The 15,307-nt window shown below is 45.1% G+C and carries 14 protein-coding genes; 10 read left to right on the forward strand and 4 right to left on the reverse strand.

Going from position 1 to position 15,307, the window contains the following annotated elements; translation table 11 throughout:
- Positions 1-1,013 precede the first annotated feature (1,013 nt).
- From NST94_RS04620 to NST94_RS04640, 5 genes are all read left to right on the forward strand, one after another.
- Entirely contained in the window at positions 1,014-1,403 is a 390-nt protein-coding gene (locus NST94_RS04620; RefSeq protein ID WP_076129581.1) for a GntR family transcriptional regulator, read from the forward strand.
- Positions 1,396-2,298 (forward strand): ABC transporter ATP-binding protein, encoded by a 903-nt coding sequence (locus NST94_RS04625; protein ID WP_339281729.1) that lies wholly within the window; start codon positions 1,396-1,398, stop codon positions 2,296-2,298. The genes NST94_RS04620 and NST94_RS04625 overlap by 8 nt, the downstream gene beginning before the upstream one ends.
- Positions 2,252-4,294, forward strand: a complete 2,043-nt coding sequence (locus NST94_RS04630; RefSeq protein ID WP_143766481.1) for a hypothetical protein — start codon at positions 2,252-2,254, stop codon at positions 4,292-4,294. Before NST94_RS04625 ends, NST94_RS04630 begins: the two co-directional genes overlap by 47 nt.
- 352 nt (positions 4,295-4,646) lie before the next feature.
- On the forward strand, positions 4,647-5,096 hold the full coding sequence (locus NST94_RS04635) for an RNA 2'-phosphotransferase (RefSeq protein ID WP_305953966.1): 450 nt from the start codon (positions 4,647-4,649) through the stop codon (positions 5,094-5,096).
- Between the two features lie 143 nt (positions 5,097-5,239).
- The gene (locus tag NST94_RS04640) at positions 5,240-5,761 is read left to right on the forward strand and encodes a mismatch-specific DNA-glycosylase (protein ID WP_076129577.1); all 522 of its coding nucleotides are present in this window, start codon (positions 5,240-5,242) and stop codon (positions 5,759-5,761) included.
- Positions 5,762-6,210: 449 nt separating this feature from the next.
- On the opposite strand, the gene NST94_RS04645 is transcribed toward NST94_RS04640, so the two are convergent.
- Positions 6,211-7,146, reverse strand: coding sequence for an MraY family glycosyltransferase (locus NST94_RS04645; protein ID WP_076129282.1), 936 nt, complete (start codon positions 7,144-7,146; stop codon positions 6,211-6,213).
- Positions 7,147-7,314: 168 nt separating this feature from the next.
- Here NST94_RS04645 and NST94_RS04650 point away from each other — a divergent pair, with 168 nt between their 5' ends.
- Positions 7,315-8,016: a YjjG family noncanonical pyrimidine nucleotidase gene (locus NST94_RS04650; RefSeq protein ID WP_076194170.1), complete on the forward strand. Its 702-nt coding sequence runs from the start codon at positions 7,315-7,317 to the stop codon at positions 8,014-8,016.
- Positions 8,017-8,075: 59 nt separating this feature from the next.
- Here NST94_RS04650 and NST94_RS04655 read toward each other — a convergent pair whose 3' ends face one another.
- Positions 8,076-9,053: a ring-cleaving dioxygenase gene (locus NST94_RS04655; protein ID WP_076129280.1), complete on the reverse strand. Its 978-nt coding sequence runs from the start codon at positions 9,051-9,053 to the stop codon at positions 8,076-8,078.
- Positions 9,054-9,232: 179 nt separating this feature from the next.
- Here NST94_RS04655 and NST94_RS04660 point away from each other — a divergent pair, with 179 nt between their 5' ends.
- The 3 genes from NST94_RS04660 to NST94_RS04670 all read left to right on the forward strand — a co-directional run bounded on the left by NST94_RS04660 (position 9,233) and on the right by NST94_RS04670 (position 12,410).
- Complete coding sequence (locus NST94_RS04660; protein WP_076302833.1) at positions 9,233-10,039, forward strand: AAC(3) family N-acetyltransferase; 807 nt, start codon at positions 9,233-9,235, stop codon at positions 10,037-10,039.
- Positions 10,040-10,138: 99 nt separating this feature from the next.
- Positions 10,139-11,071 (forward strand): manganese-dependent inorganic pyrophosphatase, encoded by a 933-nt coding sequence (locus NST94_RS04665; RefSeq protein WP_076129278.1) that lies wholly within the window; start codon positions 10,139-10,141, stop codon positions 11,069-11,071.
- A 232-nt stretch (positions 11,072-11,303) separates the two neighbouring features.
- Complete coding sequence (locus NST94_RS04670; protein WP_076129277.1) at positions 11,304-12,410, forward strand: Glu/Leu/Phe/Val dehydrogenase; 1,107 nt, start codon at positions 11,304-11,306, stop codon at positions 12,408-12,410.
- 134 nt (positions 12,411-12,544) lie between these two features.
- Here the strand turns inward: NST94_RS04670 and NST94_RS04675 are convergent, their stop codons facing one another.
- Positions 12,545-13,204 carry a peptidylprolyl isomerase gene (locus NST94_RS04675; protein ID WP_051491160.1) on the reverse strand — a complete coding sequence of 220 codons (660 nt, stop codon included), beginning with the start codon at positions 13,202-13,204 and terminating at the stop codon, positions 12,545-12,547.
- A 210-nt stretch (positions 13,205-13,414) separates the two neighbouring features.
- On the opposite strand from NST94_RS04675, the gene NST94_RS04680 reads away from it, so the two are divergent.
- On the forward strand, positions 13,415-14,641 hold the full coding sequence (locus NST94_RS04680) for an MFS transporter (protein ID WP_076137142.1): 1,227 nt from the start codon (positions 13,415-13,417) through the stop codon (positions 14,639-14,641).
- A gap of 86 nt (positions 14,642-14,727) precedes the next feature.
- On the opposite strand, the gene NST94_RS04685 is transcribed toward NST94_RS04680, so the two are convergent.
- The gene (locus NST94_RS04685) at positions 14,728-15,132 is read right to left on the reverse strand and encodes a hypothetical protein (RefSeq protein WP_051490926.1); all 405 of its coding nucleotides are present in this window, start codon (positions 15,130-15,132) and stop codon (positions 14,728-14,730) included.
- Positions 15,133-15,307: the final 175 nt, after the last annotated feature.

A 15,307-nucleotide genomic window follows, 5' to 3' on the forward strand; every position in this document is an offset into this window, starting at 1 on the left:
ATATGCGGATAGCGTCATCTGGGTCCGAAAGCTAGCGGGGATAAGGAGGCTCGGCGCGATCGGACTCAGATGAGCTTAAAAGCGGAAATCAGCGGCTTTTGAGTCCGAAAGCCCCGTGAGACAAGGGTGGCTCGGTGCGATCGGACTCAGATGAGCTTAAAAGCAGGAAACAGCGGCTTTTGGAGTTGTAACGGACCTCAAAGTCGCTATTGGTGTGAAAAATGCCCCAAATGAGCACCTTTCTAGGCAATAGCTGCAGTGGAGTCCGAAACTTCGCTCAAAAGGCGGAAAATGTGCGAATAGCGTCATCTGGGTCCGAAATCCATAGGGGATGAGGGGGACTTGGCGCGATCGGACTCAGATGAGCTTAAAAGCATGAATTAGCGTCATTTGGAGTTGTAACGGACCCCAAAGTCGCTATTGGTGTGAAAAACGCCCAAAATGAGCGCCTTTCTAGGCAATAGTTGCACTGGAGTCCGAAACTTCGCTCAAAAGGCGGAAAATGTACGAATAGCGGCATCTGAGTCCGAAAGCTACGGGGGATGAGGATGGCACGGCGCTGTCGGACTCAGGTGACCTTAAAAGCTGGAAACAGCGTCATTTGGAGTGGTAACGGACCCCAAAGTCGCTATTGGTGTGAAAAACGCCCGAAATGAGCGTCTTTCTAGACAATAGCTGCAGTGGAGTCCGAAACTTCGCTCAAAAGGCGGAAAATGTGCGAATAGCGTCATCTGAGTCCGAAAGCTACGGGGGATGAGGATGGCACGGCGCTGTCGGACTCAGATGACCTTATAAGCGGAAATCAGCGTCATCAGGGTCCTAAAACTACTGTGGATGAGGTTGGCTCGGCGCGATGGGACGTAATTTTGATTAATAGCAAGGAATAGATAAATCCCGAAGGAAAATCTTGGGGATTTTTTTGTTGACATATAAATAAAACTGTATTAATAATAGTAGTACAGTTAGTACACATCATAATGGATTTAATGCAAGATAGTGGAAGGAGGAAGGTTATGTTCGAACTGGACGTTCGTAGTCGGAAGCCGATTTATGAGCAGCTGACCGATAAGGTCAAGGAGATGATTCTGCATGGTATTTTGCAGACGGATGAACAGCTACCTTCTGTAAGGACGTTATCCCAGCAGCTAACCGTGAATCCCAATACGATTCAGAAGGCTTACCGTGAATTGGAACGTGAGGGATATATCTATTCATTACAGGGGAAAGGAAGTTTTGTAGCCCCAGTGAAAAAAGAACAAAATGCGATCAAAAAAGCGGAAGTCCGGAACGAGTTGCTGAGGCTGATGGCGGAGGCGGTATACCTTGGGTTCACCGCAGCTGAGATTAGTTCTTTGTACCAACAAGTGGAGAAGCAAAGAGAAGGAGGGAAGAGTGATGATTGAGATTCGGGGAGTCAGCAAGTTATTTCAAGGCGAGAAGGCAGTCGACGATATCTCTTTAACGGTACATAAAGGAACAATTTATGGGCTGCTCGGCTCTAATGGCGCGGGTAAAACTACGCTGCTCAAAACATTGGCGGGCATCTACTCTCTAGATAAGGGGACCGTGCGGGTGGATGGTGAAGCGGTATTCGAACACCCGACGACTAAGCAACGGGTTATTTTTATGCCGGATGCTCCTTACTTTTTCCCACAATCCACCATGCTGCAAATGGCGGCCTTCTATCGCTCGATTTATCCGAGCTGGAATCAGAAGCGTTTTGAAGATTTGGGAACCGTATTTCAGCTCGATAAAAAACGCAAACTCAGTCGTTTCTCCAAAGGGATGCAGCGGCAAGCGTCATTTTGGTTATGTTTAAGCTGTATGCCGGATGTGCTGATTATGGATGAACCGATTGACGGATTAGATCCGGTGATGCGGCGTCAGATCAAAAACCTGCTATTTCAGGAGGTTGCTGAACGCGAGTTGACGGTAATCATTTCTTCCCATAACCTTCGTGAGATTGAAGATCTGTGCGATCATGTCGGGATTATGCATGGTGGGAAGATGTTGATTGAGAAGGATCTGGATGATCTTAAGGCGGATACACATAAGATTCAAGTGGTGTTCCGAGATGAACGGCATGAGATTCCGTTAGCTGCCAAGTTACAAGTTCTGCATCAAGAGCGCCGGGGAAGTGTGAACCTATATATTGTAAAAGGGGATCGTGAACGGATCAAAGCGGCTTTTCAGGTGTACGAGCCATACGTATTCGATTTGCTTCCATTAACGTTAGAAGAGATCTTTATTTATGAAATGGGGGATGTCGGATATGATGCGCAGCCATTACTACTTTAATAGCAGTATTTTTCGCCAGAACTTCCGCCAGCATGGCTGGATAGGGATTATATATGCACTCGGCTTATTATTTGCACTTCCATTACAGCTCTTCATGAGCAGCAATCCGGATGCAAAACCGCAGGAAGTTGATCATTTATTTCGCATAGCTGGTAGTGTGCAAGCCTTGTTTATCATTACGATCCCAGTTGCCGCAGGACTATTCTTATTCCGATACCTTCAGGCAAAATCACCTGCAGATCTTTGGCATAGCCTGCCTTTACGCAGAGAGCATATATTTACAGCTCATCTGACGAGTGGACTTACCTTACTATTGCTGCCTGTTTGGTTAACTGCTGGGGTGGTTGCCGTTGTTAAGCCGTGGAGTGGTAATTTTTATATTTTTCAAGGCGCAGATATTTGGCAATGGTGTATTACAGTTAGTATTCTGACTTTGTTCCTCTTTTGCTTTAGTGTTTTTGTGGGAATATGTACGGGCCAATCTATTCTTCAGGGAATTATCATTTATATTTTGCTTATTCTTCCTGCTGTACTGATCTCATTAATCCACAGCCATTTAGCTATGTATCTTTATGGATATGCAAATGCAAACTCTAACTTGCGTGATTCTATTTCGCAGATATGGTCTCCTTTTGTTCATATCGTGTATTATTTTACCGGCAAACCCTTCACCAATACAGAATTATGGATTTATGGGGTATTGGCACTTCTATTTATCGGGTTGTCGTACCTGTTATACCGTAAACGTAATACGGAAAAAGCGGGTCAGGCTATTGCCTTTGGATATTTCAACCCACTGTTTAAAGCAGGGGTTATGTTATGTGCCATGCTTATTGCCGGTAATTATTTTGCGCAAATGAAGCAACAGCAAATGGGCTGGGTGATTGGTGGATATGCCATCGGAGCCATTATTGGTTATGTTGCCGCAGAAATGATTGTTCGGAAAACATGGCAGATTATGACGCGTAAAATGGTAGCTGAGTTTGCAGTTTATGCGGTAATGATAGGGTTACTTCTGTATATCCCGGTATCAAGTGTTACGGGGTATGAAGCCAGAGTGCCTTCCGGTGATAAGATTAGCGGTGTATATATGGGAGCTAACTACCGGTTGTATGCCCCAACGGATGATTTGTACACTACACCCTACATGGGGCAGAACCCTTTTTCCGATGATAAAGATTATATAGAAGCTGTCCGTAAACTCCATCAAGCGGTAGTTGCGGTACGTCCAGAACTTACCTCACAACAATACGTTTATGAATATTTTACTCTGGCTTATCAATTGGAGAATGGTCACAAGCTAGTGAGGGAATACTGGATCCCTAATAAGGGGTTTGAATCAGAGCTCAAGGCGGTTAAGGATACCGAAGCTTACAAGTATGAAAAGTATAATTTAGCTCTCTTAGACAAAGACCTGGATTATATGTGGGTTACTAACAGGAATAAAAAAGTAGCGATCTCTGATCCCGGGGAAATTTTAGAGCTAAAGGAGATTATCAAACGCGAAATTTTGAATATGTCCTACGAAGTACAGATAGATAAGGATGGAATACCTGATGTGGCTAATATCCAAATAGAGGTAAAGGCAAAAGAGGACAGCAATCAAGTTTCTTCAAGTTATGGTTATAATTATCCATGGAAATCTTCTTTCCATGAGCTTGAAAAGTGGATGAACGAAAAAGGTTATGCCGATAAAATACAAATAACAGCTGAAGATATCCAATCGGCAGAGATTATAAAAGATGATTATATGGACGAGCAAACACCTAAGAACCCTACTAGTCCTGAACAAAGAGTAGCGCTTGCACGCGAAAAGAATCGTACGGCTGTTACGAAGGATAAGACATTATTAACAGATATTTTGGACCATCATTTCCATTATGGTGTTGAGAATGGCAACTACATTGTGAAGTTGATGTACAAAGAGGGTTATAGCGATTTCGTAATGTTAAAAGAATCGGATATGACGCCTGAATTGAAAGCATTGCTGAAATAAGTTAAGAATAAGTTAAGAATAAGGTAAGTAAAAGATTACAGATAAAAGACTACTGGTTGACATAAACTGGATAGTTGGATTATGCTTTTGGAGATAGGAGAAGGATGAAATGGAACTTTTAGATCAGCCTCTGAACCAGTATATTCGTTCCGGTAAAATAACATCGCTGTATTAACTGGTAAGGAGTTTTGTATTTAGGTGAAGCCCGACCATGGACGATAGAGTCCATGGTCTTTTTTGCATAGTAAGAGGTAATACATGGATGTGTGATTGCTGTAATGCCTCTGGAATCTGCTTCGAAGAGATCCTTTAGTAGAATAATATAAATAGGAAAAATTGAGGTGAAAATATAATGTTAAGCAATACAGCGGAAGTGTCGTTAAGTAAATTTATGACTAAGCTGCTTCGGCATACCCCGGAGCAATATGGTCTTATTTTGGATCCAGAGGATGGTTCCTGTAGGTTGGATGATTTACTGTTTGTTATTGTAAGCACTCCTAGATGGTCAGAGGTGACTGTGGGAGATATTCGGCAAGTGGTTGCAGGTTGCGACAAGCAACGATTGGAAATCGTTGATGACCGGATCAAAGCCCGGTACGGGCATAGCCACACAAAAATCACTTATGAGCCGGGGACTCCGCCTGCTATACTTTTTCACGGAACTCATTCTGGTGTGCTTTCTGTGATTTTGGAGGAGGGGCTCCAATCGATGGGACGGCAGTATGTTCATTTGTCTGAAGGGACTCATTTTGCCAGTTTAGCCGGAAGTCCGCAGAGGGAAATTGATATTGTTAACCGTTGATACGATTAGAGCGGGTCAAATGGGTGTAACCTTTTATAAGGCGGGTAATAAGGTATGGTTGGCAGGTCATATACCGCCTTCCTGTCTTAAGGTGTACCCCGTAAGTTGAACTAGATCGACGTTTGGTCAGGAGGCATAATAACATGGATGAAATTCCAGATCACTTAGATCACGGATTACAGATTGTATTTATTGGATTCAATCCTAGTATCCGTTCTGGCGAGGTAGGACATCATTACGCGAATCCGCGGAATAATTTCTGGAGAATATTACATCAGTCTGGACTTACTCCCCGGTTGTATGATGCGTCTGAGGATGGGGACTTGCTTAAGCTGGGCTATGGGTTTACAAATATTGTTGCCCGTCCCACACGGGGAATCGACGATATTACTCGTGAAGAATACCAGGAGGGTCGGGAAATGCTTCGCTCCAAGCTGGAGAAATATCGGCCTCAAGTCGCCTGTTTTGTAGGTAAGGGTGTGTATACAGAGTTTAGCCGCAGAACAAAAGCTAACTGGGGATTTCAAGGGGACGTACCTCCAAAGGTAGATGGTGTCCGTGAATTTGTTGCACCCTCTTCTAGCGGATTAGTTAGAATGCCGATGGAAGAGATCGTTGGGATTTATCGCAGATTAGCCGAGTTTACGCAAGAGAACGATGGGTGATTGATGTATTCGGAGGTAGGGTGCTAAAGGACACAGGAGTCGCTAAAAGTAACAAATCACTCTAATTTGTGCGCTATCGGACACCAATGCAGCTATTGGGTGGAAATAGACTGAATATGAGTCCATTTTGGGTAGATAGCGTCTCTGGAGTCCGAAAACACGACTAAATGGCCGAAAATCCACGAATAACGGCGCCTGAGTCCGTAAGAGTAAAAGCTGGGGAAATTGGCCATGGATCTCCGTAAATCCGTAGACCCCGCAGATCCCGCAGATCCCGCAGATCCCGCAGATCCCGTAGCTCTCGTAAGGTCTGGCAAACTCTCGCATCTCAGTTATCTCTCGCTACCCTCAAACACAAAAGGAGCAAGATTCCATATCGGAATCTTGCTCCTTTTATAACTTCAAAGGGCAGTCTCAGTATATGAGACATGCCCTTAGTCCCTAATACATTAGGTCTCAATCAGCAGCAGAATGATAGAGGATAAGGATAGGCAAACACTAATCAGGCAAAGCACGGCAACGACCTGCTTCTGGTTCAGGCCTGCCCGAAGCAGGCGGTAATGAGCCTGGGTGGCATCGGCTTGATAAATGGACTTGCCTTGGATGAAACGTTTGACTACGACAAAAATGTTGTCGAAGATCGGTACGCCCAGCGCCAGAATCGGGATGAACAGCGACAGGACGGTGGCTTGCTTGAACGCGCCGTCGAGTGCAATGACCGCAAGGATGAAGCCGAGAAAGGTTGCCCCGGCGTCGCCCATAAAGATTTTGGCGGGCGGCTTATTGTAGCGCAGATAAGCAAGCGTAACGCCAATCAGTGAAATTGCCATAATGGCAGATGAGGATTGCCCCTTTGCCAGTGCGACAACAAATAACGTAATCGCCGAAATGGCCGTCAAGGCACCAGCCAGACCGTCCATGCCATCCGAGAAATTAATAACTGTGGTTACACCGAAGATCCAGATAATCGTCAGCAGAAACGATAGAATGACAGGCAAAACGATATAATCGCCTGAGAATGGATTGTAGAATCCGGTAAAGGCGTTGCCAGAAACATAAACCAGGATCGCTGCGCTAACTTGTACAATTAACTTGGGCAGAGCTGGGAAATCTTTGCCTTTCGTTTTGTACCAATCATCCACCGTGCCTATGGTCAGCAATAGTACGCCACCTACAAATAATGCGACAGTCTCCATGGAGAAATCACGCGCGAACACCAGATAAGTGATAAAAAATCCGATGAATATGGCGTAGCTGGCCGTTAGCGGAATGGGCTCTCTATGAATTTTACGCTCAACGTCCTGCCGAGGCTTGTCCACAAAATCAAGCCGAAAAGCAAGCTTGCCGAGCGGCGGAATTAGAAAGTAGACGATAAGAAATGACATTAGAAATGATAAAACGTATAAAATGACGCTCACCACCGTTTTCTTTTTAAAATACCACAGATCGATTAAATCTACCTTAAAAAAGTAAAATTTTGTCGTGAGGGGTGTGAAGTTGACTTGCCAGCAACGCTGTAGTACCTTGTTGAGAAAAGCCTTTGGGGGATATTTATGAAATACGATGTTATTTTATTTGATGCCGACGATACGTTGTTTGATTATGGAATGGCAGAAAGTCACGCGTTGTCTAATGCCTTTCTACACTTTGGGATGCCCACAGGTGCAGCAGATTATGCTGCCAGTTATCAAGAGATTAACCACGCATTGTGGAGGGATCTAGAACAAGGAAGGATTTCATCTGCGGCGTTGCGGGTAGAGCGGTTTAATCGGTTGTTTGCTGCACATGCGCTTGAGCTTGATCCTGAAACATTCAGTGAGGCCTATCTACGTTTCTTAGGCGAAGGAACCTTTCTGATGCAGGGAGCAATCGAGCTATGCGGAGAGCTTGCAGATTGCCGCCTGGCGATTATCACGAATGGAATCAAGGATGTGCAAACTTCCAGAATCCAAGGCTCGCTGCTGAGTGATACATTTGAGCAGATCATTATCTCAGAGGAGGCAGGATGTCAGAAGCCAGAGACGGGGATTTTTGATTATGCTTTTGCCAAATTGGGGATTGAGGATAAGGAAAAAGTATTGATTGTGGGTGACTCCTTAACCTCTGATATTCAAGGCGGAATTAATTATGGGATTGATACCTGCTGGTTTAACCCGCTAGGGAAGATTAATGAGTCCGGCGTTCAGCCAAAATACGAAATCCGAAACCTGTCGGAGCTACTAGATATTGTAGGGAAAGCTACTAACCTTCAATAAAAAAATAAGGTGTGAGCGCATAAGCGGCTCACACCTTTTATTTAGTAACCTGAAGAGGTTTATTGCCGAGTATCCAGCGGCTTCAGATAAGCCTCGATTTGCTGGCGTTTCGATTCCAGAAATGGCGGCAGCGCAAGGGATTCACCTAAACTTTCCATAGGCTCATCTGTAGCAAAGCCTGGTCCGTCTGTAGCCAACTCAAAAAGGATGCCGTTAGGCTCGCGGAAATAGAGGGAACGGAAGTAGAAGCGGTCGACGAAACCGGAATTAGGAAGCTGTGCCTGGCGGATGTGTTCGATCCATTGCTTCAATTCGTCTTCATTATCTACGCGGAATGCGACGTGATGTACCCCGCCACGTCCCAAATGCTCTTGCTCCAGATCATTGCGTTCCTCCAGATGAACCTCAGCACCTGATCCGCCTTCACCAGTCTCGAATACGAGCACATCTGGCTGACCGGCAACTGTTGAAGGGTAGGTTCCTATACGGCGGAAGCCGAGCAACTGCTCCAGCACTACCGCTGTATGTTCTGCACTTTCTACTGTGAGATGTGCGGGTCCTAAGCCTACAATGCCATATTGGGCAGGTACTGGGCTTTTAGCCCAAGGAGTACCGCCGGCAACACCGTTATCATTTTCGTCGGATACGAGAATGAAACGTTGGCTCTCGTGATCGCGGAAGGATAAAGTCTGGCGTCCACCAAGTTCCTGTATCGTCCCATGCTCCACGTTAAGCTCGGTGAAGCGTTGCTCCCAGTAGGTAAGTGCGGCATCGCTTGGCACTCGAAGGGAGAGCGCGGAGATGCTGTTATTGCCCTCACGGTTGCGGCCTGCCATCGGAAGCTCGAAAAAGGTTAATTCGGTTCCGGGATTACCCTTCTCATCTCCATAGAATAAATGGTACACTGAAATATCATCCTGATTTACTGTTTTTTTAATGAGACGCAGTCCGAGTACCTCTGTATAGAACTTAAAGTTCTCCTGTGCTTTGCCTGTAATAGCTGAGACATGGTGAAGTCCTTTTAACGTTAAACTCATGGTAGTTACCTCCTTGTAAATGCTTTGGGTTTGTGGATTATTTTAATTTATTTTTAATATATCGATAGAATCTTTGGTGAATATTATTAAGTTACTATAATTTTAATAGTAATAAGAAACTTTTGCAAGTGGATATTAATGTTTCATGAAATTTAATTCATACATAAGGAGAGAGTATAGTGCACACAACAACAAGCTTGATGAAACAATTACAGGAGTTAGGGATTGATCCACGGGGGACCATTCTAGTTCATTCCTCGTTAAAAAGTGTTGGCGAAGTAGAAGGAGGCGCGAACACGGTGCTGGATGCACTCAGTGAATATATGAAGGATGGGCTGCTTGTTTTGCCAACGCATACATGGGCTTATATTAATGCGGATAATCCGCGCTTCTTTGTTCAAGATTCCCCATCTTGTGTAGGGATATTACCGGAGCTGTTCAGAAAACGTCCAAGTGTTGTCCGCTCTTGGCATCCGACTCACTCTGTAGCGGCTTTGGGTGTTGATGCTGAGGCGTTTACTGCAGGGGATGAACGTTGGGATACGCCATGCGCCCGTGGTTCAGTGTGGGGCAAGCTGCTTGATCGGAAGGCGGAAATAGTACTGCTGGGCGTCGATCTGCGGCGGAATACGTTCATTCACGGTATTGAAGAGTGGGTGGATATTCCGGGCAGAATGACGGATAGTCATGAGGAATTATATACGGTGACGCCGGGTGGCGATGAAATCATGGTGCCTTCTCGCAGACATTGTGGTCTCTCTTGGTCGGAGCATTTTTGGAAAGTGGAACGCGAGCTTGAGGAAGGCGGTGCCATGCATAAGGGAAACTTCGGGGATGCACTAGTTAGAGTGTGTGGAACAGTAGAAACGACGGATATTTTAAGCCTGATGCTAAAAGAGAATCCTGATCTTTTCTCCGATAATGAACCGCTGCATGGTGAGTCCAAACCAGATCCGCTTCCAAAGACCAGACGTGAACAACCGTAGGTGGGAGAGGCTAAACCATTTTTTCAGCACGCACAATCTGGAAGCCGCTATCAATGTATGGTATATTAATCTCACTAAAACATAGTAAGGAGATTGGAAATGGAAAAAACATTGGTCTTTGGACACAAAAATCCGGACACGGATACTATTTGTTCGGCAATTGCTTATGCAGCACTCAAAAAAGAATTAGGCTGGGATGCTGAGCCAGTTCGTCTGGGAGACGTTAGTGGTGAAACGCAATTTGCGCTTGATCATTTCGGAGTAGAGGCTCCTCGTCTGGTAGAGAACGTAGCTGGAGAAGCTAATCAGGTTATTCTTGTTGACCATAACGAACGCCAACAAAGTGCGAATGACATTGATCGAGTGCGTGTAATTGAAGTTATCGACCATCACCGGATCGCTAATTTTGAGACTGCACATCCGTTATACTACCGTGCTGAGCCAGTAGGCTGTACTGCTACTATTCTTAACAAAATGTATAAAGAAAACGGTGTAGCTATCCCTAAAGACATCGCCGGATTGATGTTGTCTGCAATCATTTCTGATTCCTTGCTGTTTAAATCTCCAACCTGCACCGCTGAAGATGTAGCTGCAGCACGCGAATTGGCTGAAATCGCTGGTGTAAATGCAGAAAGCTACGGCCTTGATATGCTGAAGGCTGGTGCTGACCTTAGCGACAAGAGTATCGCTCAACTGATCTCCTTGGATGCTAAGGAATTCAAAATGGGTGAATACAAAGTAGAAATCGCCCAAGTGAACGCGGTCGACGTTAATGATGTACTCTCCAAGCAGGCTGAACTGGAAACTGCACTGACTTCCATTATTGCTGAAAAAGAATTGGATCTGTTCCTGTTCGTAGTTACAGATATCCTCAACAACGATTCGGTGGGTCTGGCTCTGGGCCGTGTTGCAGGTGCAGTAGAACAGGCGTACAACGTGAAGCTTGATGACAATAAAGCGCTTCTTAAGGGTGTAGTATCCCGTAAATCGCAAATCGTACCGGTACTTACAGAGACAATTGCTAAACTGTAAAGCATTTTGACAGTTGCGTTGTATTTTGTACAATAGAAATCCTGTCTATGAGAGTAGATTGGATAAAAAGAGCTCATGCCCCATCAGTAGTTAAGATGGTGACATGAGTTCTTTTTGTTTTACGGCGTATTCTGCTACAATATTTTGGGAGGGGATCCAACTGATCCTCTTCCAATTGCATGAACTTTGAACCAGCATGAGGAATATGACAAAGGGATAGGGGATATTGGAAATGGAATTGTTTGCAGCATTGGAACGGGACGACTACGAGGAATTATTATTTTGTCAGGATAAGGCATCGGGATTAAAGGCGATCATCGCGATTCATGACACGACACTGGGACCAGCACTGGGTGGAACACGGATGTGGACCTACGCTACAGAAGAGGAAGCTATTGTTGATGCGCTTCGATTAGCAAAAGGGATGACCTATAAAAATGCAGTATCCGGCCTGAATTTGGGTGGTGGGAAAACAGTAATCATTGGAGATCCCAAGAAGGATAAAAATGAAGCCATGTTCCGTGCTTTCGGAAGATACATACAAGGTTTAAATGGACGGTACATAACTGCTGAAGATGTAGGGACTACGGAAGAGGACATGAACATTATTTATCAAGAGACAGATTATGTTACTGGCACCTCACCTACGTACGGTTCTTCGGGCAATCCGTCACCAGCAACGGCTTACGGTGTTTACCAAGGAATGAAGGCAGCCGCTAAAGCCGCCTTTGGCAGTGATTCGCTCGAAGGGAAGACAGTAGCTGTTCAAGGTGTGGGGAACGTGGCCTTTACACTGTGCAAACATCTTCATGAAGAAGGAGCACAGCTTATCGTAACGGACATCCATAAACCAGCCGTTCAACGTGCAGTAGAGGCCTATGGCGCCAAGGCTGTAGATCCAGGCGATATCATCAGTGTAGATTGTGATATTTATGCTCCTTGCGCTCTTGGAGCGACAATTAACGATGAATCCTTACGGGTAATCAAGGCGAAAGTGATTGCAGGAGCTGCTAATAATCAGCTGAAGGATTCCTCGCATGGTGATGCACTTCATGAGATGGGGATTGTATATGCTCCAGATTACGTGATTAATGCAGGTGGCGTCATTAATATTGCGGACGAGCTGAACGGCTATAATAAGGAACGTGCCTTTAAGCAGGTCGCGAAGATTTACGACAATATTACCCGCGTAATGGAAATTTCCCGTTTGAACGGAATACCTACTTATGCCGCTGCGAACCAGCTTGCAGAGGACCGGATAGCGCTATTAAGAAATAGCCGCAGCACCTTCCTGCGTAATGGTCAACATGCACTTAGCAGAAGATCGCTGCGGGGATAAGCTGTAAAAAAACTCGGCAAGATCCATCCGATTACAACTTCGGAGGGACTGCCGAGTTTTTTATGTTCTTTTATTTCTACAAGAAACGTTTATTCTCTTTCGAGGACGGTAACGTGGTTTCTGCTTATTCCTAATTACTGAACCTTTTGCGGTTCTGGGTAAGTGACGCCGAAGGTGTCGACCGTCACCTTTTTCATGACTGGTGGCTCATCTGGACGATCAGAACCGTCACGAGGCAGGCTCACAATTCTTTTTACAGCTTCGATACCTTCAGTTACTTTACCAAAAGCGGCGTAGCTTCCATCTAGACTAGGGTAAGCTGCATCCATAATAAAGAACTGGGAACCGGCAGAGTCAGGAGCCTGTGATCTTGCCATGGATAGAACACCTTCTGTATGCAGAAGGTTATTGGTGAACCCGTTGCCAGAGAACTCTCCGGCGATACTGTAACCCGGGCCTCCCATACCTGTACCATCAGGGTCGCCGCCTTGAATCATGAAGTCAGGAATTACTCTATGGAATATAGTGTTATCATAAAATCCTTTTTGAATAAGTGAGATGAAATTGTTTACGGTGTTAGGGGCAACCTCAGGGTATAGCTCAGCTTGGATGATATCCCCGTCTTCCATTTCAATGGTTACTAAGGGATGACTTGCCGTAGCTGAAGGAACGCCTTCAGTTGGGGCTGCACCTTCCCCAGGTGCTGATCCGCTGCTTCCATTATTACTGCTTGCATTGTTATTGTTTGGTTTGTTACCGCAACCTGCCGCAATAACCATGACCAGGCATAACATGATCAGAAGAATAGCGGATTTTGTTCGTGTAGACTTCACTAAATAATCTCTCCTTTTTATTGAATAATCTCGTAGGTACTTCCCATAATACCTCCTTTGTCCTATTACATGCAAAGGTCAGTTATGACTTCTGGGATTGGCACATCTTAAAAAGAAGTTTACAATGGTAGGATGTTTCCAAAGAGAACATCGAGAAAGGATGTGCATAGGATGCTCTTTTCGTGGAAGCGGAATTTGATCGTGCTTTGGATAGGGGTTTTCTTTTGTAGTACAGCTTATTCGATCTCGATTCCCTTCCTTTCCATTTTTTTGAGCGACGAACTTGGGGTTTCAAATCATTTGGAGATTTGGTCAGGGGTTAGTTTTGGAATAACCTTTCTTGCCAGCGCTTTAATCTCTCCCTATTGGGGTTCGCTAGCCGACAAGTATGGTCGGAAACCGATGCTTATTCGCTCGGGTTTTAGTCTGGCAGCTTTATACCTTATTAATTATTTTGTACATGATCCTTATGTTTTTTTGATTGTGCGTGTGCTGCAAGGACTGCTTGCCGGTTTTGTTCCAGCAGCTATTGCAATGGTAGCCACCAATACACCTGAGCATAAGACGGGGTACGCTTTAAGTATTATGTCTACAGCCGGAGCGACAGGTAGTATTATTGGACCATTAATTGGCGGTGTAGTGAGCTATTATACCAGCAACCGGATTGCTTTTTTATTCTCAGCGGGTATTGTACTTATCTCAGCGCTCATTGCTACTTTTTTTGCAAAAGAGGAGAACTTCGACCGTTCGGCTCCAAGGTCACATGTAAGTGATGATATCAGGGAAGCGAGAAGTAACCGAGCTTTTATTACTTTGCTCTCGCTGGCGGGAATCAGTACCTTCTCCGTTATGATTCTGGAACCGTTAATCCCAATTTATCTACTGGACATGGGGATCTCCAAAAATAGTGCCTCGCTAAGCTCGGGAATCGTATTCTCCGCTGTGGGGATTGCTACGGTGCTGATGGCTCCGCAGTGGGGCAGACTCGGCAGCCGAAAAGGCTTTGGGATGATCTTATTTATTGGACTGATCGGGGGCGGCATCGGTAATATTCTGCAGTTTTTTGTTTCGGGCTATGTAGAGTTCGCTATCCTTCGCTTTGCTTACGGCCTGTTCTATGCAGGTGTGCTGCCGTCAGTGAATGCCATGATTGTACAAGTAATTGAGCCGGGATTCCGTGGACGGGCCTTTGGCCTGAATCAGGCGGCATCTCAGCTTGCGACGATGGCTGGACCGATTATCGGCGGCTTATTAGGCGCGGTGATTCCAATTCGCTGGGTGTTTGTAATCAATGGAGTGATGCTGCTGGTAGCAGCGATATTGGTTAAGACCCGCAAGCTGGAAGCACAAATCGCCGCTGCTCGTCCCGCAGAACAGCCAACAACGATGCAGGGTTAACTGCTAACTCAATGAGCATGTCGTTATTTAGAAACAACATAAAGCCGCCGGGCTCATAGCCCGGCGGCTTTATTCATATTAAGCTGCTATTCTCCCTGCGAACCGTTCAAAACGTCTGTTCCCGGCATAACATCCACTGGCGGGGAGGCAGGGTCAATAATGGAATTTGGATATACATCGTCTGCATCTGGAACATCCTCTAGCGGCTGATCTTCTTCTTCCATCTCCAAGAGTTCCTCATCCTTAGTATAATCCGTATCATCTAGGGTTAATCCTGCGGTTTCAGCGGCTAGATATGCATCGGATTCCACTAACTCATCTCTTTCGATTACATCCTTAGGTGAGTTTAAACCAATATCTGCTGCCAAGTATTTATCGCCAACCAAGACAGGATCTGCGTCATCATCAACAATATCCTCTTCATCCATATCAGCTTGTATATAACGTTCATATTCAAAGTCAGCCTCAGTTTTATTTGGTGAACTATCCATAGCCGTTCACTCCTTTTTTATGATAAAATTTGAACTTCCTATGTTTATCTTTACCCGTTTGACCATGATCGAATCGCTGATCCAATAAATGGGTATGTCTATATTAGATTAGTAAAAAATGGGTGAAAGCAAAAGCCGATGAAAAACGTTCTTTTTCGAGAAAATTTACAAGAAT

Source organism: Paenibacillus sp. FSL H8-0282 (assembly GCF_037963825.1).
GTDB lineage: Bacteria > Bacillota > Bacilli > Paenibacillales > Paenibacillaceae > Paenibacillus_AQ > Paenibacillus_AQ odorifer.